Raw genomic sequence first — 22,141 nt, forward strand, 5'->3', positions numbered from 1 at the left:
GCCGCTGCGATCGATTGCAACGCCAGACGTGCCGGCATAGGTTGCTGGAAACGATGCGGAAAGCATCGGAGCGACGGGAAGGGGATGCACGATGGAACAGGCCGCCGATACTGCGATCCGGTCGATAGCGATCGTCGGCGGCGGCACCGCTGGCTGGATGACGGCGGCAGCGCTCGCCCATGCCATCCCGCGCGGCTGCACGATCACGCTGATCGAATCCGATGCGATCGGCACGGTCGGGGTCGGTGAGGCGACCATTCCGCCGATCCGCGTCTTTAACCAGACGCTCGGCATCGACGAGGCCGAGTTCCTTCGCGAGACGAAGGGCAGTTTCAAGCTGGGCATCGAATTTGTCGACTGGGCGCGGACCGGGCAGCGCTATTTTCATCCGTTCGGGACGTTCGGCAAGCCGTTCGACCTGCTGGCGGTGCATCAGCACTGGCTGGCGGCGCGGGCCGGTGGATCGCGCGTTCCGCTCGACGAACTGTCGATGGCGTGGGGAGCGGCGCGCCACGGCCGGTTCGCGCCGCCGGTCGGCGATCCGCGCAGCGTCGCCTCGACGTTCGACTATGCCTATCATTTCGATGCCGGCCTCTATGCCGCGTTCCTGCGCCGCTATGCCGAGGCGCGGCGAGTCGAGCGGATCGAGGGCGCGGTCGTCGACGTCACGCTGCACGGCGACAACGGCCATGTCGCCAGCGTCGCGCTTGCCGACGGGCGGCAGGTGGCGGCGGACCTGTTCGTCGACTGCTCGGGGTTTCGCGGGTTGCTGATCGAACAGGCACTCGGGACCGGGTATGAGGACTGGACGCACTGGCTGCCGTGCGACCGCGCGGTGGCGGTGCCGTGCGCCACCGGGGGTGAGGGCATGACCCCCTATACCCGGTCGACCGCGCGGGCGGCGGGGTGGCAATGGCGCATCCCGCTCCAGCATCGCACCGGCAACGGCTATGTCTATTGCAGCCGTCACCTGTCGGATGACGAGGCCGCCGCGACGTTGCTGGCCAACCTCGACGGGCCGGCGCTGGGCGACCCGCGCTTCCTGCGTTTCACGACCGGACGTCGCACCAAATTCTGGAACCGCAATGTCGTGGCGGTGGGGCTGGCCAGCGGGTTCATGGAGCCGCTGGAGTCGACCAGCATCCATCTGATCCAGGCGGCGATCGCCAAGCTGCTCGCGTTCTTTCCGACGCGCGACTTCGATCCGGCGGTCGTCGACGAATATAACCGCGTCGCGATCACCGAATGCGAACGTATCCGCGACTTCCTGATTCTGCATTACAAGCTGACGCAGCGGAGCGATGCGCCGCTGTGGCGCGACTGCGCGGCGATGGCGATCCCCGACACGCTGGCAATGAAGATCGACCATTTCCGCAGCACCGGGCGGCTGATCGCGCGCGACATGGACCTGTTCGGCCCGGCAAGCTGGCTCGCGGTCCACATCGGCCAGGGCAATGATCCGCGCGGGAGCGATCCGTTGCTGGCCTATGCCGCAGGACCGCAGGCCAGCAGCGGCTTCGTCGACCGGCTGGCCGGCGCGATCGATGCGATGGCGCGGTCGATGCCGGGTCATGCCGCCTATCTGCAACGGATCGGCGCGATCCAGCCGTAGCGAACACATAAATGCAATCCTTTGCAATTTGTATTGCAAACGATTGCTGAGGTGCTATTCCAACACTCGACAGCGTCCCCGCCAGTGGGACGAATCAGGAGGGATTGCCATGAAACCCACGCTTCTGCTCGCCTGCACCTCGACGATCGCCTTGCTCGTCGCCGCCCCGGCGCTCGCCCAGACCGATCCTGCCGCGCCCACCGCCCCGGCCGCCGTCGCCGACGCGACCGTGCAGGCCGGCGACATTCCCGACGCCGCCGCGCAGAGCGACGAGATCGTCGTCACCGCCAGCAGCGGCGAACGCTCGCGCTTCCGCAGCTCGATCTCGGTCAGCCAGATCAGCAACGAAGCGATCCAGAATTTCACGCCGCGTTCCGAAGCCGAAGTGCTGCGCAACATCCCCGGCCTCCAGCCCTCCGACACCGCCGGTCCGGGCGGCAACGCCAACATCGGCGTGCGCGGCATCCCGGTGTCGACCGGCGGTTCGGAATATGTCGCGCTTCAGGAAGACGGCCTGCCCACCGTTCTGTTCGGCGACATGAACTTCGGCAACAACGATTACTGGCTGCGCTTCGACCAGAACGTGCAGCGGGTGGAAGCGGTGCGCGGCGGGTCGGCATCGACCTTTTCCAGCCAGGCGCCCGGCGCGGTCATCAACTATCTGAGCAAGACCGGCGACAAGGCCGGCGGACAGATCGCCTATTCGAACGGCGTCGGCTTCCGCGAACACCGCGTCGATTTCGATTACGGCGCGCCGATCGACGATACGCTGCGCTTCCATGTCGGTGGCTATGCCCGCAACGGCGGCGGCCTGACCAACGAGCGATTCAACATCCTGCGCGGCTACCAGATCAAGGCCAACGTCACCAAGGACCTGCCCGACGGGCGCGGTTTCGTGCGGCTGTATTTCAAGCGGCTCGACGAACAGGCACCGACCAACACCACGACCCCGTCGATCGCCACGCTCGACGGCAACAAGGTGACGGACTTCAAGCCGCTGCCAACCTTCGACGGGCGCGACGGATCGTCCTATTCGATCTACAACCGCAGTTTCCAGTATCTGGATTACGACGGCCGCGGCATCCGCAACGCCGAGGTGGAAGGCATTCATCCGCGCGTCACCGGGCTCGGCGCGCAGTTCCATTATGAGGTCAACGACTGGCTGACGCTCGACAACGTCGCGCGCTACCAGTGGATCAGCGGCAACTTCACCACCCAGTTCATCAATGTCGCGTCGCGTACCGGTGCCGGCGGGGTAATCGGATCGACCGTCAACGGACAGGTCGTCGGTTCGCTGCGCTATGCCGCCGGGCCGAACCAGGGGCAGGTCTATACCGGCGCCTATGTGAACAACAATCCGAACATCAACACGTTGATGAAGAACATGAACAACTTCGCCAACAATCTGGCGTTGAACGGCAAGTTCGACGTCGGCGGCGGCAAGGCGACGGTGTCGACCGGCGTGTTCGTGATGAAGCAGAACATCGAGCAGGACTGGCACGTCAACCGCAACTTCGCCGAGCTGAACGGCGAGAATGCGGCACCGCTCGACCTGTTCTCGACCACCGGCACGCAGCTTACCGCCGCCGGACAGGCCGGGTTCAACGATAACTGGGGAAGCTGCTGCGCCCGTCGCGTCGATCTCAGCTACACCGACGTCGCCCCGTTCCTGCAGGTCGGCTACGAGACCGGCGGGCTGAACCTCGACGCCAGCGTCCGCTACGATACTGTCAGCGGTAACGGCACCGCGCAGGGCGGCGTCGCCGGGCCGACGACGCGGGTGTCGGACGCGCTGGGATCGGCGCTGATCCCGTCGCTAGTGCTCAGCCGGACGATCGAGAAGATCGACTATAGCGACAGCTATGTGAGTTGGTCGCTGGGCGCGCTCTATGCCTTCAGCGGCAATACCAGCGTGTTCGGTCGCGTCAGCCGGGGCGGCCGCTTCAACGCCGATCGCCGGGTGCTGTCGGGCAACTTCAATGCCGATGGCTCGCTCAACGCGCAGGGGCAGTCGACCTCGGTCAACTTCCTCAACCAACAGGAAATCGGCCTGAAGCAGCGCGGGCAGGTGTTCGGCGGGTCCTATTCGGTCGAAGTCACCGGTTTCCGCTCGACGCTGACCGAGAACAATTATGACTTCACCCGGATCAACAATCCGGCACCGAACAACGACCCGAACATCTCGAATGGCTATCGCTCGTTCGGCGTGGAATTCTCCAGCCGGCTCAACAGCGGCGGGTTCCACCTGTCGGTCGATGCGACCTATTCCAACTCGAAGATCGTCAGCAGCGTGACCCCGGCGCTCGTCGGCAACCGCCCCGGCGGACTCCCTGAGTTCCTCTATGTAGTGTCGCCGTCCTATGACGCGGGGATCGTCGCCTTCGGCGTCAGCGTGAACGGGCAGACCGCCACGCCGTCGGACGATTTCAACCTCTACACGATCAAGGGGTCGACCTTCGTCAACGGCTTTGTGACCGTGCGGCCGATCGAGCGGGTCGAACTAGGGCTGAACGTCAACAACCTGTTCGACAAGCTCGGCTTCCGTGGCGGCGGCAGCCTGAACCCGATCCTGTCGTCGACCAGCGCAGTGTTCAACAACACCGCGCTCTATGGCCGGACGGTGACGGCGTCGGTGCGCTACCGCTTCTGACCATTTTCTCCCCAGCCTGACCATGGGCGGCAGGACTTCGGTCCCGCCGCCCTTTTTTTGTTCATTGTTTGCCGGGAGGCAGGCCACGCACAACAAAACGCCCGACCGGGGCAGTCCCGGCCGGGCGTCGGCACTTCACATGATATATTTGGTCAGGCGGTGACGATCCGGGCGGTCGTACCGTCGAGGTCGAGGCGGAAGAACGGCGCGGCCGTTCCGCCGAAATGCGCGCGGCGGGTAGCGGCGTCGGTCGGCTCCGCACCGGCGAGGCCCCAGCTATCGACGAAACTGATGACGTCCAGCTCGCCCGTCACCCACCAGCAATAGGCCTGATACGGTTCGGCGGCCGGATTGGCGGCGACCAGCCCCGATCCGTTGAGCGGCGACCACGGCCCGGTCATGGCGTCGGCGACCATTCCGTACAGCCCGGTCGGCGCGCCGGTGCCGGGGGCGAACCGCTTCCCCTGCGTCGACCAGAACAGATAATAACGACCGTCGCGAAGCACGATATGCGGCCGTTCGAGTTCGCTGTTGACGCCGATCGCCTCGACCAGCGGGGGGCTGAGCTGCCATGGTGTATCGGGCGACGCGCGTTCGGCGACGCCGATGATGCCGTCATGCACATCGTCGACCCAGCCGGCCGATCCGACGAACAACAGATACTCGATGCCGCTCGCGGGATCGCGGAAATAGCCGGGATCGCGGAATCCCTTGATTCGGCCGTCGACCGCATCGCCCTGATCGGCGCGCAGATAGGTGACGCCGTCCGCCGCGACCGATTCGACCGATGGCGACCAGTCGCCGACGCGGCCTTCGGCGAACCGCCCGACCGTTTCGAACAGGCGCTGTTCGAAGGTACGTGCCTGCCCCCGCCGGCCAGAAGCGGTGAAATACATCGTCAACGTCTCACCGTCGTCGGCGAGTACCGCTGACCCGGACCATTCGCGGCTGCCCGGCGCGAAGCCGTCGGGAAAGGCATCACCATGATCGCGCCAGCCATCCGCGCCATGGCTGGTTAGGCGGATGCGCGCGGCATCGTGGCGATCGTCGGGATCGGCGAAGCGCGGCGTGGCGAGGAAGAACCACCAGCTCCGCCCGTCGACGATCGTGGTACGCCCGGCGGCATCGGCGATCTGCCACATGTCCCACAGGTCGTGACCGGGCAGGATCGCGGAAACGTCCGCTTGCGTGAACACCGGCAGCGCGGCGGCGGGTTGATCCGCCGCCAGCCGCGCGGCCTCGTTCGACCAGTGGGTCGGGGTGGTCCGGGTCATGGCCGGGGAGCGGGCAGTCGTCGTCATAGCGTCTCCAGCGCGAAGAGCGCGACGCTCTCCGCCTTCATTGCGGGCATCGGCAGGCCGGCCTGCGCCAGCCAGTCGCCATCGAACGCCACGCCCTCCCCCCGCATCGCGGCGAACAGCGGGGCGTCGGGGGGCGGATGGCCGTCCTCGCTCGCCAGATCGATCAGGCGGACGCGCACCGCGCCCGCTCCATTCAGCGGCGGCAGCGGGATCGCCGGCGGACGGCGGATGGTGGTCGGATCGGTCCGGGTGACGCTGAGCAGCCAGTCGCCCGGTTCGCCGTGCAACTGCCACACCAGCCCGTCCGCACCCTCGCCCAGCCACAGCCGGCCATGGTGGAGCCGGCCGCGCAGCGCCTTGTAGCGCGCGATCGCCGTTGCCAGGATTTCTGCCTCGCGATCGCGGATCGTCGCGGGGTCGAGTTCGACGCCGAGATGCCCCGGCAGCGCCACGGCGGCGCGGAACGCCATCCCCTGGCGGCGGCCGGTCGAATGCGCCAGGCTGGCGCCGACATGCGCGCCCATCATCTCGGGCGGCAGGAAATGGAGGAAGCCGCGCTGCATCCTGACCCGGCTGACCGCATCGATACAGTCGCTGGTCCAGAACCGGTGGCTGCGCGTGGCGATGCCAGCGTCGATCCGCCCGCCACCACCGGCGCACGCCTCGATCTCGACCGCCGGGTGCGCCACGCGCAACCGGTCGAACAGCGCATAGGCACCCAGCACCTGCGCATGATAGCCCGCGCGTCCGTCGGCCCCGCCGGCGGGGGCCAGATCGCGGTTGTGATCCCATTTGAGATAGGCGATCGGCAGGTCGCGCAGCAGCCGGTCGATCGCATCGAACAGATAGTCACGCACTGCCGGGCGCCCGAGATCGAGCACCCACTGGTTGCGCGACGTAAGCCTGGGCACGCCGGCCACCTGCAACGCCCAGTCGGGATGGGCGCGGGCGAGGTCGCTGTCGGGGTTGACCATTTCCGGTTCGACCCACAGCCCGAATTCCATGCCCAGCGCGACGACATGGTCCGCCAGCGGTTTCAGCCCGCGCGGATATTTGACCGGATCGGTGGTCCAGTCGCCGAGCGCGGCGGTATCGTCGTCGCGCCCTGTGAACCAGCCGTCGTCGAGCACGAACCGTTCGACGCCGAGCGCGGCCGACCGGTCGGCCAGCGCCATCAACGCCGCTTCGTCGTGATCGAAGTAGAAGCCTTCCCAACTGTTGACATGCACCGGGCGCGGCGGCGCGCCGGCGGCGGGCCATGGCGCGCGGGCGCGGACCGCCGCGTGAAAGCCGTGGATCGCGCCGTTGATGCCATCGGCGGAACATACCGCCAGCATTTCCGGGCTGTCATGGCGCTCGCCCGGGGCCAGCCGCACTTCGCCCGGCGCCAGCGCCTCGCCCATCTGCAACACCCAGACGCCGTCGTCGTCGCGCTCGATCGCCAGCCGGTGGTTGCCCGACCACGCCAGTTGCGCGCCATGCACCCGCCCGGCATGCCACCCCGCCGCCGGTCCGGTCACGAACAGCCCCGGCGGCCCGGCATGGCCGGTCAGCCCGCGCCGGTTTTCGCGTACCCAGCCATGCGCCGGCATCGCTTCTGCATGGGGCACGAATTCGGCATTGTGCCGCCCGGTGAAGCTATGGATCGCCGCGCAGTCGGCGGGCAGCGGCAGCGTCCCCGCCGCCAGCCATGCGATGTCGAGCAGGTCGTCGCCGTCGTTCACCACCGATGCCGACAGGACGAGCGCGCCGTCGGTCCGGGCGATCCGCTGGACGATAGTGATCCGCGCTATGCGATCGACCAGCGTCACGGTGATCGCATCGTCATCCGCCTCGACCGACTGCGTTTCGAACCAGTGGGCGAACGATCGTCCCGCGCGGTGAGCGTCGAGCGCGGCGGGGCCGAACCACCCGGTTCCGCGCGCCGGCACCACCGGCAACGGCTGATCCACGTCGAGCGAGAAGGAGGCCGGCGGGCGGACGTCGGCGATCGGCGGCAGTCGGTCGGTCCCGACGCGCGGCCCCCACCAGCGCCACACCGGCGGCAACACGCCGCGCTGTTCGATCACGACGCAGGCGTCGCCGGCATGGAGCGCGGCGATCATGCGGTCGCTCCGACCGGCAGCCCGGCGGCGTTGCGCTCGCGCACGCTCCACACCGCGGCGGCGGCGGCGAACATCAGCACGCCGCACAATGTCAGCACGTTGCGTGGATCACCGCCCAGCAACCGGTCATAGAACAGCCACATCGTGCCCGAGAAGATCAGCATCGGGATAACGATCATCATGTTGAAGATGCCCATGTAGACCCCGGTCCGCTCCGGCGGGATCGATCCGGCGAGGATGACATAGGGGTTGCCCATGATGCTGGCCCAGCCGATGCCGATGCCGATCGCGGGCAGAAACAGCATCCATTTGTCGGTGATATGCGGCAACCACAGCATCCCCGCCCCCGCCAGCATTAGGCACAGCGCATGGAGCGAGGCCGCCCCCATCCGCCTAGCGAGCGGCACCATCGCGAAGGCGGCGAGGAAGGCGATGCCGTTGTAGAACGCCGCCATCTCGCCGTTGGTCAGCACCGCCGAATGAAAGCCCGACGAGGTGGCGACCGACGTGCCGTAGACCGACCGGCCGATCGAATACATGACATAGCCCCAATAGGCCGCCATCGCATACCATTGGAACAGGCTCATCAGCGCCAGTTTGCGCATCGCCTGCGGCATGTCGCGGATCGCCGATCCGATCTCCGCCAGCATCGCGCCGAACCCTTTCGGCTCGGCGGCGATCCGCGCGCGCTCTTGCGGAGCCAGCGGCAGTTCGGGCACGCGCCAGATCGACCACAGGATCGTCGAGAAGCTGAGGATCGCGCCGAGCATGAAGGTGATCCGCGCGGTATAGGGGATGTTGTGGGCGTCCACCCAGTCCTGGTTCATCCCCGCCCACACCAGCAGCGACGGGGTGAGGAACGCCAGCATCTGGGCCAAGCCGGTGAAGGCGCTCTGCGACAGGAAGCCGATCTGGTGCTGGTCTTCGTTCAGCCGGTCCGATACATAGGCGCGGTACGGCTCCATCGTGATGTTGTTGCCGGCATCGAGGATCCACAGCAGCGACACCGCCATCAGCAGCGACGAGCTGAGCGGCATGAAGAACAGCCCCAGCGCGCACAGCACCGCGCCGGCGATGAAATAGGGGGTGCGCCGTCCGAAGCGGCTGTCGGTCCGGTCGCTCAAGGCACCGATGACCGGCTGGACCAGCAGCCCGGTGATCGGCCCGGCCAGCCCCAGCAACGGCAACGTCGCCTCCGATGCGCCGAGATAGCTGTAGATCGGCGCCATATTCCCCTGCTGCAACCCGAACGAGAATTGCAGCCCGAGGAACCCGAGGTTCATCTCGAGGATACGGGGCAGGGACAGGCGGGGCTTGGTGGCGGGCAGACGCATCGGACATCCTCACAGTCGCGGACAAGCCCGTCTGGCGCGAGCTTGTGGATATGATACGCAGCCGCCGGGATCATTGCAACAATCGATTGCAGGATAGTCGACGTTGCCTTGGATACCCGACGCATGCCATTCGTGTCGCAAGCGGACCACAAGGTCCGCAACGGGAGAAGATGATGAAACGGTTGGCATTCATCCTGCTGGCGGCATCGGCTCCGGCCATGGGCGGTCCCGTCCAGACCTCGCCGTCGCTGGGCGCGGACAATTACCGGGTGGACGTGCCGATGGCGGCCCCCGCCGGCACCCCGCGCTTCGCCGACGAGTTCGATGCGCCTGCGATCGACACCACCCGCTGGCGCTACGACACGGCGCGCAACAAGGCCGGGTGGTACAACAACGAACGGCAATATTACGCCGCCGACCGACCAGAGAACGCCCGGATCGAGCGCGGCACGCTGGTGATCGAGGCGCGGGCCGAACGGCTGCGTGACCGGGCCGACTGGGGCGGACAGGCGTATAGCTCGGCGAAGCTCGTGACCCGCCAGCCGCTGGGCTACGGCTTCTATGAAATCCGCGCGCAACTGCCGTGCGGGCGCGGCATCTGGCCGGCGATCTGGTTGTTGCCGCCCGACGGCAAATGGCCCGACGCGGGCGAGATCGACGTCATGGAAATGGTCGGCTCGAATCCCGGCGTGGTGCTTGGCACCGTTCATAGCGGTGCGTTCAACCATGTGAAGGGGACGCAGCGCGGCGCCGAAACCACCCTGCCCCGCGCCTGCGATTCGATGCACCGCTATCAGCTCGAATGGACCCCCGACACGATCACCATCGGCATCGACGGGGGGGGCTATATGCGGGTCCGCAACGACCGGCCGGGCGGGCAAGCGGCATGGCCGTTCACCCGGCCCTACGACCTGATCCTCAATGTCGCGGTCGGCGGCGACTGGGCCGGCGCGCGCGGAATCGACGACACCGCCTTTCCACAGGCGATGCGGGTCGATTACGTCCGCTACTGGGCACGCTGACTCAACGCCCCAGCAGGCTACCGATCAGCCCGATATTGGTCCGCCCCAGTTCGACCACCGCATCGCCGCGTCCGCTCAGGATCGCCTTGGCGGCATAAAGGGTGAAGCCTGTCATCTGTTCGAGCGTCAGCTTGGGCGGCATCGACAATTCGGTCCGCGCCGTCACCGCGTCGAGCAGGGCGGGGCCGGGATGCGCCAGCACCTCGGCCACGCCTGCCTGTACGTGCGCCGGATCAGTCACGCGCACGCCGTGAATGCCCATCGCCCGCGCGACGGCGGCAAAATCGGGATTGTCGAGCGCGACGCCCGTCTCGATCATGCCCGCCGCCTTCATTTCCAGTTCGACGAAGCCCAGCGTGCCGTTGTTGAAGACGATGATCTTCACCGGCAACCCCGACTGTCGCACCGTCAGCAACTCGCCCATCAGCATCGCGAGGCCGCCGTCGCCCGACAGGCTGACGACCTGCCGGCCGGGCGCGCTCGCCTGCACGCCGATGGCATGGGGCAGCGCATTGGCCATCGATCCGTGGTTCCACGACCCGATCAATCGCCGCCGCCCGTTCATCTTCAGGTAGCGCGCCGCCCAGATCGTCGGCGTGCCGACATCGGCGGTAAAGACCGCATCGTCGCTCGCGAGGTCGCTGACCACCCGCGCCACTTCCTGCGGGTGAAGAATGCCGCTCCCCGGCTTGCCGTGCGCCAGTTCGTCCAGCCCCTTGCGCGCCTTGGCGTAATTCTCGCGCGCATCGGCGAGGAACGCGCCGTCCCGCCCGGTCGTCAGCCGTGGCAGCACCGCATCGATCGTCACCGCGACATCGCCGACGATGCCCAGATCGATCGCGGTCCGCCGCCCCAGATTCTCCGGGCGCAGGTCGATCTGCACGACCTTCGCCTTTTCCGGGTAGAATTGCCGGTAGGGAAAGTCGGTGCCGAGCATCAGCAGCGTGTCGCAACCCATCATCGCGTCATAGCCGCTCGAAAAGCCGATCAGCCCGGTCATGCCGACGTCATAGGGATTGTCGTATTCGACGAACTCCTTGCCGCCCAGCGCATGGACGACCGGCGCCTGCAACCGCTCGGCGATGGCGATCAACTGCGCATGCGCCCCGCGACAACCACGCCCGGCGAGGATCGTCACCTTGCCCGCATCGTTCAGCAACGCCGCCAGCTTCGCCAGTTCGCCCTCGCCCGGCACCACCACCGGCGCGGCCGGCAACAGCGCACCGCCATTGCGCGCCAATACGCCATCGGTCGAGGTCAGCGCCACGTCGCCCGGCATCGCCACCACCGCGACCCCGCGATGCCCCGTCGCCGCGCGGATCGCGGTGTCGAGCGTGCGCGGCATCTGCTCGCCGGTCGTGATCGTCTCGCAAAAGACGCTGCATTCGCGGAACAGTGCCTCGGGCCGGGTTTCCTGGAAATAATTCGATCCTATCTCGCCGCTGGGGATCTGCGCGGCGATCGCCAGCACCGGCACGCGGCTGCGATGCGCGTCGTACAGCCCGTTGATGAGGTGCATATTGCCCGGCCCGCACGATCCCGCGCACACCGCCAGCTTGCCGGTCAACTGTGCCTCGGCGGCGGCAGCGAACGCGCCCGCCTCTTCGTTGCGGACATGGACCCATTCGATCTTGCCCTGCCGGCGCAAGCTGTCGGTCAGGCCGTTCAGGCTGTCGCCGACCACGCCATAGATGCGCTCGACCCCGGCCAGATGCAGGGTTTCGGCAAAGAGATCGGCGACGCTGGTCTTGGGCATGAATGACTCCGGGGAACGAACCGGCCGGTGGTGCCGGTGTGCGCTGAACGCTCAGGCGCCCCAAGGGTTCGGTACGCCGCGCCGGTTTGACGCTGCCGCCGGTTCCTGTTTGATAGGGCACGGTCGTTGCTTCGGTCCGAAACGTGAAGGAGGAACGATGGCGGCGGTCGACATCAGGGGGCTGTCCAAGCGCTTCGGCGACACGACGGTCCTTCACCCCAGCGACCTGACCATCGCCGACGGGGAATTCGTCGTGCTGGTCGGCCCATCGGGGTGCGGCAAGTCGACGCTGTTGCGGATGATCGCCGGCCTCGAAAGCCCGAGCGACGGCCGCATCACCATCGGCGGACGCGACGTCACCCACGCCGCCCCCGCCGATCGCGGCGTGGCGATGGTGTTCCAGTCCTATGCGCTCTACCCGCACCTGAGCGTCGCCGGGAATATCGCCTTTCCGCTCAAGGTCGCCCGCCTGCCCAAAGCGGAGATTGCCCGCCGGGTCGAGGAAGCGGCGGCGATGCTCGACCTTACCGACCTGCTCGACCGCCGCCCCCGCGCCTTGTCGGGCGGGCAGCGCCAGCGCGTCTCGATCGCCCGCGCGATCGTGCGCCGCCCGCAGGTGCTGCTGCTCGACGAGCCGCTGTCCAATCTCGATTCGTCGCTGCGCGCGCGGATGCGGCATGAATTCGCCCGGCTGCACCAGCAACTCGGCGCGACGATGATCTATGTGACGCACGACCAGTTGGAGGCGATGACGCTGGCCGAACGCATCGTGGTGATGAGCGCCGGCCGCATCGAACAAGTGGGGCAGCCGATCGAGGTGTATCACCGCCCCGCCAGCCTCGCGGTCGCCGCCGCGATCGGATCACCGGGGATGAACCTGCTGCCCGTGACCATTATCGCCGCTGGCCCCTCGGGCACGCAGGTACGGCTGCCCGACGGCACGCTGCTGTCGACCGCCGCGCAGGTCCCGCCCTCCGCGATCGGCAGTCAGGCCACCCTTGGCATCCGCCCCGAACATCTGCGCGCGGCGGACGATGGCGCGTTCTGCGGCGCGGTGGAGCTGTTCGAGCGGCTCGGGCCGCTATCGTTCGCGCATCTTGGCCGGCGCGGCGCGACCGATACCATCGTCGCCCAGCTTCCCCCCGACCGCCATGTGACGCTCGGCCAGACCTTGTGCTTCGCCGCCGACCCGGCCGAAACGCACCTGTTCGCGCCCGACGGTCGCGCCTATCCCTTCACCGATCCGCCGAGCAGCCCGGTCAGATAATAGCGTTGGAGCAACAGGAACAGCAGCAATATCGGCATCGTCGTCACCACCGATGCCGCCATCATCAGTTCGCCGTCCGCCGCATGTTCGCGCGCGATTGCCGCCACCGCGACCGGCAGCGTGTAGCGATGCTGGTCCGCCAGCACGATCAGCGGCCACAGGAAATCGTTCCAGCTTCCCAGAAACAGGAACAACGCCAGCGTGACGACCACCGGCGTCAGCAGCGGCAGGACGATGACGCCAAAGATGCGCCGCTCGCTCGCCCCGTCCATCCGCGCGGCGTCGATCAGTTCGTCGGGGATCGACAGTGTCGCCTGCCGCACGAACAGGATGGCGAAGATGCCCGCCAGCCCCGGCAGGATCACCCCGGCATAGCTGTTCACCAGCCCCAGTTGGCGAAAGATCAGGAACAGCGGCAGCATCGCGACCTGCCCCGGCACGATCAGCGACGCGATCAGCAGTTTCAGCAACCGGTCCCGCCCGCGAAACCGCAGCTTGGCGAAGGCATAGCCCGCCGGCACCGTCAGCAGCAGACCGAGCAACGTCGACAGCGCGGCGATGCCGATGCTGTTCCTGAGCGCGGGCAGGATGCGATAATCGAACCACGCATCGTCGATCCGGCGGCGCACCAGCAGTTCGTGATAATTCTCCAGCGACCAGCGCGAGGGCCACAGCGGGATCGGCAGCATCGTCGATTCCCCGCGCGGCATGAACGACACGATCAGCATGTAGAGCAGCGGCGCAACCGTCAGCAGCGTGAGGGCCGCGACCAGCGTGGTCATCAGGGTGGTCCGCAGCGGCTTCGTCACAACCACTCCGCCCGGCGTGCCAGCCGCGTCTGGACGAGCGTTACCGCCAGAATCATCAGGAACAGGATGAAGGCTACCGCGCTCGCCTGCCCCAGATTCCACCATTTGAAGCCTTCGTCGAACATGAAATACAGCACCGTCGTCGTGCTCTGCGCCGGCCCGCCCATCGTCATCACATAGGGTTCGGCGAAGATCTGGAGGAAGCCGGCGACGCTCATCACCGCCGCCAGCATCAGCGTCGGCCCGATCGCCGGCAGCGTCACATGGCGGAACCGGGTCCAGCGCCCCGCCCCGTCGAGCCGCGCCGCCTCCATCAGATCCTGCGGCACCGCCGACAGCGCGGCGGTGAACACGATCATGTTGTAGCCAAAGATCTTCCACGTCACGAAGATCAGGATCGCGGGAATCGACGTCGCCGGATTGCCCAGCCAGTCGACCGGCCCCAGCCCGATGATCGCCAGCCCCTGGTTGATGAGCCCGAAGCGTTCGTTGAACAGGAACCGCCACACCACCGCCGTGGCAACCACGCTGGTGACATAGGGGGCGAACAGCGCCACCCGCCACAGCGGCTTCCACCGGACGGTCGCATCGTTCAGCAGCAGCGCGGCGGCCAGCGACGCGCCGATCGCCATCGGCACGCCCAGCACGGCGAACAATATGGTATTGCCCAGCGCCCGCCAGAACAGCGGGGTGGTGAGCAGTCCGGTGAAATTGTCGAGCCCGACGAACTTCAGGTTCGCCCGATCGATCAGCGCATAGACCGAATAATCGGTCAGCGAGAGCGCCAGCGCCAGCAGCGTCGGCACCACGAACACCAGCAGGATGATCGCCAGCACCGGCAGGGTGAAGCCCCATGCGGTCCGTTCCTGACGGGTCATGCCAGCCGCCCCGCATCCACCAGCGCACGCCGCTTGGCCAGCAACCGGTCGACCCGTTCGTCGAGTGCCACCAGTGTCTCGTCGATCGTCAGCGTGCCGCGCACCACCCGTTCGGCGGCCAACTGGATCTCGGTCTGGATACGCTCCCATTCGATCACCGGCGGGATTGGGGCGGGCTGGCGCATCTGCTCGCGGAACGGCACCAGTACCGATTGGTCGAGCTGGGGCGAGGACCACGCATCGACCCGCGCGGGCAGGTTGCCGATCAGGTCCTGAAACCGCAATTCGCTTTGCACCGATGTCAGGTGGCGCACCAGCGCCCATGCCTCGGCCGGGCGGGTCGTCGTCGTCGCGACGCAGAGGCTGGCGCTGTCGCCCGACACCGGCCCCGGTCCGTGCGGACCGGCGAGGCGTGCGGTGCCCCATCGGTCCGCCGGAATTTCCTTTGCACGTCGCGTCAGGTCGCGCAGCGTCGTCGGCGCACTCGGCCAGATCGCGAAATACCCTTGCGCGAACGCCGCCAGCGGGTCCTGCACCTCGGTCGACAACGCGCGCGGGGCCAGCCCCTCGTCGAACAGCGACTTGTAAAAGGCGAACGCTTCGCGTGCGGCGGGCGAGCGGAAGTTGCCGCGCGTCGACCGGTCACGCAACGGCTCCGCCCGGTTCTGGTGCAGCATCGTCACCAGCGCGCCGGGCCAGTTGAGCAGCATCAGGAAAACATAATCGTCCGGCCGCCGTCGCTTGATCGCGCGGCCCATCGCGCGCCATCCCGTCCAGTCGAGCGGTGGCGTGGCATAGCCCGCGCGGGCAATGAGATCGCGGCGGAAATACTGGACCTGCGGCGCGACCGACCACGGAATCGCGAAGTCGCGTCCATCGACCGCGACCCCCGCGCGTGTTTCGGGAAACAGCGGGGCGACGAGTGCTGGCGACACTACCGGCGCGATTGCGCCGATCAGCGCGAATTCGCGGATCCAGCCATTGAACAGCATGAACACGTCGGGCAGCGCGCCACCGGCGAATGCGGTAAGCAGCTTTTCATGGCTCGCGGTGCTCGGCAACGACTGGACGTCGACCGCGATGCCGGTAGCGGCGGTGAAACGCGGCATCAGCATCGGCGAATAATCGCCTTCGTAACTCATCGCCCACAGCTTGAGCGGTTCGACGGCCGTTGTCCGCGCGCAGCCGCCGATCGCCAGTGCCGGCACCGCCTTCAGGACGCTGCGCCTGCTCGGGCGTTCGAAGTTGGCACGCGCCCTCACTGCGGCACGATGGCGCAATGCCGCGCGCCGCGCCAGTGGCTGGCGGCACTTTCCCCGTCCCCGGCATGTTCAGCGTCCACTCCGTACACATTTGAACCGCAACGACTTTCGACGGTTGATACCGGTCAGTTTTGCGTCGGCCGGGGGAATTTGGCGGGCGCCGTCAGGGGAAAATTCATGTCGGTTTCCGGTCGTCGTCGCCTTTCGTGCGGCGCTGCGCTGTTCGTTCTATTCGCGGCAAGCGCCAATGCGCAGGAACGAGTGCCGGCCCCGACCGCCGAAAATGACGAAAGTGCCGAAATCGTCGTCACCGGATCGCGCATCGTCCGGCCGGACTATGCCGCCCCCAACCCGGTCGTATCGTTCGGCGCGGAGGATCTGCAGCAGTCGGGCAACACCAACGTAACGACCTTCCTCCAGCGCGTGCCGGCGCTCACCAACTCACGCGATTCCACCCGCACCGCCGGCAATTCGCAGGCCGATGGTGCGGTGGGACAGGTCGGGCTGAACCTGCTCGACCTGCGCGGCCTGGGGCCGTCGCGCACGCTGGTGCTGGTCAACGGCCGTCGCCATGTCGCGGGGCAGACCGATACCGCCGCCGTCGATATCAACACCATCCCCACCGACCTGATCCAGCGCGTCGACGTGCTGACCGGTGCCGTCTCGGCGATCTACGGCGCGGACGGCGTATCGGGCGTCGTCAATTTCGTCCTGCGCCGCGATTTCGACGGGGTTGCCGCACGGGGTCAGGTTGGCATTTCCGAACGGGGCGATGCGGGCAACCGTTTCGCCTCGGTCATCGCCGGGCGCAACTTTGCCGATGGTCGCGGCAATTTGACGCTGGCCTATGAATATAACGCCGACGATCCGCTGGCCAACGACGACCGCGATTACCTGTCGCTCGCGCAGCGGCAATATTTCGTGAACAGCGACAGTTACGACCCGAACCGCACAGGCAGTTACAAGGTCGAACCGGTCCGCGACCTGCGCTATCCCTATGGCTCGAACCAGGGGTATATCGTCATCGGCGATCAGATATTCCGGGGGGATGGCGCGCGCTACACGCCGGGCCGCAACCTGGTGAACGACGGCTATTCGGTCGGCGGCGACGATACCCCCGTCGCGGGTTATATCGGCGACATCTTTCCGCGCACCGAGCGTCATGCCGTCAACGCGCTGACCCATTTCGATTTCTCGGATGCGTTCAAGCTCAGCCTCGAGGGCAAGTTCGTCCAGACCGAGGTGACGACCTTCGGCGGCTATGGCGGCAATTATCCCGCCACGATCGCGCTGGACAATCCGTTCATTCCGCTGTCGATCCTGAACGCCGCACGCGCCGCCGGCCTTACCTCCGTCGACGTCAGCCGCAACAACTTCGACATTCCCCGTCGCGGCGAACGCGACCGCCGCCGGACGTGGCGCGGCGTGGTCGACGTGACCGGGGCGATCAGCGATCATGCCAGCTACGACGTGTCCTACACCTACGGCCGGACCGACATTCGCGCGACCAAGCTGAACGACCGGCTGAACGACCGGTTCATCGATGCCCTGGACGCGGTACGTGACCCGGTTTCGGGGGCGATCGTGTGCCGGTCGGCGGCGGCGCGCTCGGCGGGCTGCCTGCCGGTCAACACCTTTGGCGGCAACACCGTCGACGGGCGCTCGTTCGGATATTTCCTGTTCGATCCGGTCAGCAACGCCCGCGTCGAACAGCATGTCGCCAATGCGGCGCTGACCGGCGATTTCGGTCAGGCGTTCACCCTGCCCGGCGGTCCGGTCGCCTTTGCCGTCGGTGGCGAATATCGGCGCGAATCCAGCCGCTTCGATCCCGCGCAGGAACTGATCGACAACCGCTTCTATCAATTTGACGAATATATCATCCCGACCCCGTCGTCGGGCGCGTTCGACGTGTGGGAAGCGTTCGGCGAACTCAACGCACCGCTGCTGAAGGATGTGCCGTTCGCGCACCTCCTGTCGGTCGGCGCGGCAGGTCGTCTGTCGGACTATTCGACGATCGGTTCCACCCGCACCTATCAGTTCAACGGCATCTATGCGCCGATCCGGGCGATCACGGTGCGCGGCTCCTATGGCCGGTCGGTTCGTGCACCCAATATCGGCGAAATCTTCCGCCCGCGCACCGGGACCAGCAACTTCTTCTCCGACCCCTGCTACGTCGCCAACCGCAATCTGGGCACATCGTTCCGGTCGGAAAACTGCCGCGCACTGATCGCCGCCGCAGGGGGCAATTTCGGCAATTTCACCGCCGCCAACAACCCCAACGCCACCATCTTCATCCCCGGCACGCAGGAGGGCAATCCCGACCTGCGACCCGAAACCGCCCGCACTTGGACGGCGGGCGTGGTGCTGCGCCCCGACTTCGTTCCCGGCCTGTCGATCGCGGTCGACTGGTACGACATCGACCTCAGGAACGCGATCAACACCCCCGACGCCAACACCGTCGCCGAACTTTGTGTCGACCAGCCGACCCTCGACAACGCCTATTGCCGCTCGATCACCCGCGCACCGGGCAGCGGCTTCATCAACGGCTTCATCGTCCAGCCGCAGAATGTCGCCGCCTTCCGCACCGCCGGTGCCGAACTGAATATCGCCTATCGCTTCACCACGGCGAGCGCGGGGACGTTCGACCTCCGCTTCGTCGGCGGCTATCTCGACCGGCTGGAACAGATCGCGACGCCGGGGGCCGTGACCGAGAACAACGTCGATCAGCCGTTCCGCCCGCAGTACAACTTCGTGTTCTCGCCAAGCTGGATCGCCGGACCGCTGACGCTGTCGTACAATCTGCGCTGGCAGAACGGCGTCCGCCGTTTCGCGCGGATCGATACCGACACCAACCCGACGCTCGTCGCCCCGCAATATTTCCGGTACAAGGAGTTGTGGCAGCATGACCTTCAGGCGGAAGTGGCGGCGGGCGACGATTTCTCCTTCTACGGCGGCGTCAACAATCTGGCCGACCAGAAGCCCGATATTGGCTTCGAGACGAACGTGCCGATCTCCCCGGTCGGGCGCTTCTTCTACGTCGGCGCCAAGCTGCGCTACGGTCCACGCTGAGCCTATGATCCGTCGCGGAAATCCGGCATGGGGCGTGCATGCTGCATCGCCCCGTTCCGCTGTTCTCGCCGCTTGGGCGCTACGACGTCGTCATCCCGTGCCATAACCGCGCCCATGTCGTCGCCGACGCGGTGGAAAGCGTGCTGGCACAGGATCATGCGCCCAATCACGTCATCGTCGTCGACGACGGGTCGCGCGACGACAGCGCGGGCGTGATTCGCGCGCTGGCCGATGTCCATCCGCAGGTGACTGCCCTCATCCTGCCGCGCAACGTCGGCGCATCGCAGGCGCGCAACACCGGCGCGGCGCTCGCCCGTGCCGACTGGATCGCCTTCCTCGACAGCGACGACATCTGGTTGCCGGGTGCCGCCCGGACGCTGCTCGACCCCAAGGTTGCGCACGATCACGACATCATCGTCGGTCATTTCGCCCGCGTCGAGGGCGATGCCGCACCGCAGGCGCCGGAATGCGGCTGGGACGGCGACTGTATCCGGCGGGGTCTGGCCAGCGGCGGCGTCATCGGGCCAAGCTGGTCGGTGGTCCGCCGGGCGATGGTCGAGACGGTCTGCGGGTTCGACCCGAGCTTCCACAATTGCAACGACTGGGATTTCTACACCCGCGCCGGCGCGGCCGGTGCCCGCTTCGCGCGGATCGATGCCTGTGTCGCGCTGTACCGCACCGTCGCCGGCAGCCGGCTGGTCAACGATACCGCGATCGGTGCGCGCAACGCCGCTCGAGTGCTCGCCCATCCCTATCTGGCGGAGCTGCTGCCGGTCGCTCACTGATCCACTGCGTACCGCACGGAACCCGATCGGGCCGGCGGGAGCTATGCGCGCATGGCAAACGATGATTTCCCCGCCGCACGCGGCCGTGCCGTACCCACCGGACGCTTCGCGCGGCTGAGCGGCTTCGGCCGCCTTGCCGGTGGCGTCGCCGGTGGCATGCTGGCCGAGGGCGCACGGCGACTGGCAAGCGGCGAACGGCCGCAACTGAGCGACCTCGTCCTCACCCCCGCCAATGCGACGCGGGTCGCCGACCGGCTGTCGCACATGCGCGGCGCGGCGATGAAGCTGGGCCAGATGATCTCGATGGATGCCGGCGACGTGCTGCCGCCCGAATTGTCGACGATCCTGTCGCGCCTGCGCAATCAGGGATACCGAATGCCGCCACAGCAGCTCGACCGGGTGCTGCGCGGCGAATGGGGCAACGACTGGCGTCGCCGCTTCCGCCAGTTCGACGCGACCCCGATCGCCGCCGCCTCGATCGGGCAGGTCCACCGCGCCACGCTGCCCGACGGCAGGCTGCTGGCGATCAAGGTGCAGTATCCCGGCGTCCGCGACAGCATCGATGCCGATGTCGACAATGTCGCGACGCTGTTGCGCATCTCCAACCTCCTGCCATCGACGCTCGACCTGAAGCCGCTGCTCGGCGAAGCGAAACGGCAACTGGCCGAGGAAGCGGATTACCGGCGCGAGGGCACGCAGATGCAGGCCTATGCCGCGCGGTTGAACGGAGACGCGCGGTTCGTCGTGCCCGATCTGTACGAACCGCTGACGACCGGAGAGGTGCTGGCGATGTCCTATGTCGAGGGCGAGCCGGTCGAGAGCCTGAGCGATGCGCCGCAGGAGCGCCGCGACGCGGTGACGACCGCGCTGATCGAACTGGTGCTGCGCGAGATCTTCGAATTCGGGGTGATGCAGACCGATCCGAACTTCGCCAATTATCGCTGGCAGCCGGCGACCGGCGCGATTGTGCTGCTCGATTTCGGCGCGGCGCGAACTGTGCCGGCGACGACCGCCGATGCCTATCGTTCGCTGATCGAGGCCGGGCTGGCGCGCGACCGCAACCGCATTCGCGAAACGGCGGTCGCGACCGGGTTTCTGGGAGCAGCGGCGGCCGAGGCGCATCGTCCCGCCGTCGACCGGATGATCGCGGCGATCGACGATGCGATGAACCGCTCCGGCCCGTTCGACTTCGGCGATCGCGCTTTCGCACCGGTCGTGCGCGAGGAAGCAAAGGCGCTGGTTGCCGATCGTGCGACATGGCACGTCCCCGACGTCGAAACGCTGTTCGTCCAGCGCAAGGTCAGCGGCACCGCGCTGCTTGCCGCCCGACTGAAGGCGCGGGTCGACGTCCGCGGCCTCGCCAGCCGGGCGATCGGGGCTTCCCCCGCGCTTGCCGAAGGATCGTGATGCCCCGTTTCCTGATCGCCGAGAGCGAAACGCGGGAAGAACGCGATGCCCGCCGCGACCATGCCGGCAAGAGTTCGGGCGAAAGCTATGCCGCGACCTTGCGGCAACTGGCACCGCATGCCGACATCACGATCGTCGCGCCCGCCGATGCCGATGCCGAACCGATCGGGATCGACGCGCTGGAGCGTTTCGATGCGGTGTTCCTGACCGGATCGCCGTTGCACGTCTATGACCCGACCCCGGAGGTCGAACGGCAGATCGCGTTCATGCGCGCGGTCTTCGCCTCGGGCACGCCGGCGTTCGGATCATGCGCCGGGCTACAGGTCGCGGTGGCGGCAGCGGGGGGCACGGTCCGCAAGATGCCGGAACGGATGGAGGCCGGCATCGCGCGCAGGATCGCCGCGACCGCCGATGGCCGCGATCATCCGCTGCTCGACGGGCGGCCCTGCTGCTGGGACGCGCCGGCGATCCATGGCGACGAGGTCGAAACCCTGCCCGATGGCGCGATGCTGCTGGCCGGCAATGCCGCGACGCGGGTGCAGGCAGCGGAAATCCGCCATGATCGCGGCGTGTTCTGGGGCGTGCAATATCACCCCGAACTGGCCCCCGGCGAGATCGCCGTCGCGCTGGAGCGGCAGGCCGACCAGTTGGTTGACGCCGGGCTGGCGGACGACACCGCTGCGGTGCGTGATCGCGCCGAGCAGTTGACCGCGCTGCATCGCACGCCGGAGCGACTGGCACCGCGATGGATGCTGGGCGTCGACGATCAGTTCGCCGACGAGCACCTCCGCCGGACCGAGTTGCGCAACTTCCTGACCCATGCGCCGAGACTGAAGGCCGAGGCGAGTCCGCGTTTGCCGATCGCGGTCGCAGCGGACTGATCG

General features: G+C 67.2%; 15 protein-coding genes. 8 read left to right on the top strand and 7 right to left on the bottom strand.

Annotated elements, in window-relative coordinates:
• Window positions 1-91: 91 nt before the first annotated feature.
• Together LRA89_RS09715 and LRA89_RS09720 are read left to right on the top strand one after the other, a co-directional pair.
• On the top strand, window positions 92-1,612 hold the full coding sequence (locus LRA89_RS09715) for a tryptophan halogenase family protein (protein ID WP_230769987.1): 1,521 nt from the start codon (window positions 92-94) through the stop codon (window positions 1,610-1,612).
• Window positions 1,613-1,721: 109 nt separating this feature from the next.
• The gene (locus tag LRA89_RS09720; RefSeq protein WP_230769988.1) at window positions 1,722-4,262 is read left to right on the top strand and encodes a TonB-dependent receptor domain-containing protein; all 2,541 of its coding nucleotides are present in this window, start codon (window positions 1,722-1,724) and stop codon (window positions 4,260-4,262) included.
• 152 nt (window positions 4,263-4,414) lie between these two features.
• Here LRA89_RS09720 and LRA89_RS09725 read toward each other — a convergent pair whose 3' ends face one another.
• From LRA89_RS09725 to LRA89_RS09735, 3 genes are read right to left on the bottom strand one after another with little or no spacing between them, the layout of a single operon-like run.
• On the bottom strand, window positions 4,415-5,563 hold the full coding sequence (locus LRA89_RS09725; RefSeq protein ID WP_230769989.1) for a glycoside hydrolase family 68 protein: 1,149 nt from the start codon (window positions 5,561-5,563) through the stop codon (window positions 4,415-4,417).
• On the bottom strand, window positions 5,560-7,668 hold the full coding sequence (locus LRA89_RS09730; protein WP_230769990.1) for an alpha-galactosidase: 2,109 nt from the start codon (window positions 7,666-7,668) through the stop codon (window positions 5,560-5,562). Before LRA89_RS09730 ends, LRA89_RS09725 begins: the two co-directional genes overlap by 4 nt.
• Entirely contained in the window at window positions 7,665-9,002 is a 1,338-nt protein-coding gene (locus LRA89_RS09735) for an MFS transporter (RefSeq protein ID WP_230769991.1), read from the bottom strand. The genes LRA89_RS09730 and LRA89_RS09735 overlap by 4 nt, the downstream gene beginning before the upstream one ends.
• Before the next feature lie 173 nt (window positions 9,003-9,175).
• On the opposite strand from LRA89_RS09735, the gene LRA89_RS09740 reads away from it, so the two are divergent.
• Window positions 9,176-10,024 (top strand): glycoside hydrolase family 16 protein, encoded by an 849-nt coding sequence (locus LRA89_RS09740; protein ID WP_230769992.1) that lies wholly within the window; start codon window positions 9,176-9,178, stop codon window positions 10,022-10,024.
• Window position 10,025: 1 nt separating this feature from the next.
• Here the strand turns inward: LRA89_RS09740 and poxB are convergent, their stop codons facing one another.
• Window positions 10,026-11,780 carry a ubiquinone-dependent pyruvate dehydrogenase gene (gene poxB, locus LRA89_RS09745; protein WP_230769993.1) on the bottom strand — a complete coding sequence of 585 codons (1,755 nt, stop codon included), beginning with the start codon at window positions 11,778-11,780 and terminating at the stop codon, window positions 10,026-10,028.
• A 157-nt stretch (window positions 11,781-11,937) separates the two neighbouring features.
• Between poxB and LRA89_RS09750 the strand changes: the two genes are divergently transcribed.
• On the top strand, window positions 11,938-13,047 hold the full coding sequence (locus tag LRA89_RS09750; protein WP_268934909.1) for an ABC transporter ATP-binding protein: 1,110 nt from the start codon (window positions 11,938-11,940) through the stop codon (window positions 13,045-13,047).
• Here LRA89_RS09750 and LRA89_RS09755 read toward each other — a convergent pair.
• From LRA89_RS09755 to LRA89_RS09765, 3 genes are read right to left on the bottom strand one after another with little or no spacing between them, the layout of a single operon-like run.
• Window positions 13,008-13,856 carry a carbohydrate ABC transporter permease gene (locus tag LRA89_RS09755; RefSeq protein WP_230769994.1) on the bottom strand — a complete coding sequence of 283 codons (849 nt, stop codon included), beginning with the start codon at window positions 13,854-13,856 and terminating at the stop codon, window positions 13,008-13,010. The genes LRA89_RS09750 and LRA89_RS09755 overlap by 40 nt on opposite strands.
• A complete protein-coding gene (locus LRA89_RS09760) occupies window positions 13,853-14,734 on the bottom strand; it encodes a carbohydrate ABC transporter permease (protein ID WP_055756087.1) in 882 nt (293 codons plus the stop codon). The genes LRA89_RS09755 and LRA89_RS09760 overlap by 4 nt, the downstream gene beginning before the upstream one ends.
• Window positions 14,731-15,996, bottom strand: coding sequence for an extracellular solute-binding protein (locus LRA89_RS09765; protein ID WP_230769995.1), 1,266 nt, complete (start codon window positions 15,994-15,996; stop codon window positions 14,731-14,733). The genes LRA89_RS09760 and LRA89_RS09765 overlap by 4 nt, the downstream gene beginning before the upstream one ends.
• Window positions 15,997-16,173: 177 nt before the next feature.
• Here LRA89_RS09765 and LRA89_RS09770 point away from each other — a divergent pair, with 177 nt between their 5' ends.
• Genes LRA89_RS09770 through LRA89_RS09785 form a run of 4 tightly spaced genes read left to right on the top strand, consistent with a single transcriptional unit; the run spans window position 16,174 to window position 22,138 of the window.
• A complete protein-coding gene (locus LRA89_RS09770; protein ID WP_230769996.1) occupies window positions 16,174-19,065 on the top strand; it encodes a TonB-dependent receptor plug domain-containing protein in 2,892 nt (963 codons plus the stop codon).
• A gap of 38 nt (window positions 19,066-19,103) precedes the next feature.
• Window positions 19,104-19,850: a glycosyltransferase family 2 protein gene (locus tag LRA89_RS09775; protein ID WP_230769997.1), complete on the top strand. Its 747-nt coding sequence runs from the start codon at window positions 19,104-19,106 to the stop codon at window positions 19,848-19,850.
• Window positions 19,851-19,901: 51 nt separating this feature from the next.
• Window positions 19,902-21,257, top strand: coding sequence for an ABC1 kinase family protein (locus LRA89_RS09780; protein ID WP_230769998.1), 1,356 nt, complete (start codon window positions 19,902-19,904; stop codon window positions 21,255-21,257).
• Window positions 21,257-22,138 carry a type 1 glutamine amidotransferase gene (locus LRA89_RS09785; protein WP_230769999.1) on the top strand — a complete coding sequence of 294 codons (882 nt, stop codon included), beginning with the start codon at window positions 21,257-21,259 and terminating at the stop codon, window positions 22,136-22,138. Before LRA89_RS09780 ends, LRA89_RS09785 begins: the two co-directional genes overlap by 1 nt.
• Window positions 22,139-22,141: the final 3 nt, after the last annotated feature.

The sequence above is a fragment of the Sphingomonas sp. Leaf4 genome (genome assembly GCF_920939515.1).
Classification (GTDB): Bacteria; Pseudomonadota; Alphaproteobacteria; order Sphingomonadales; family Sphingomonadaceae; genus Sphingomonas.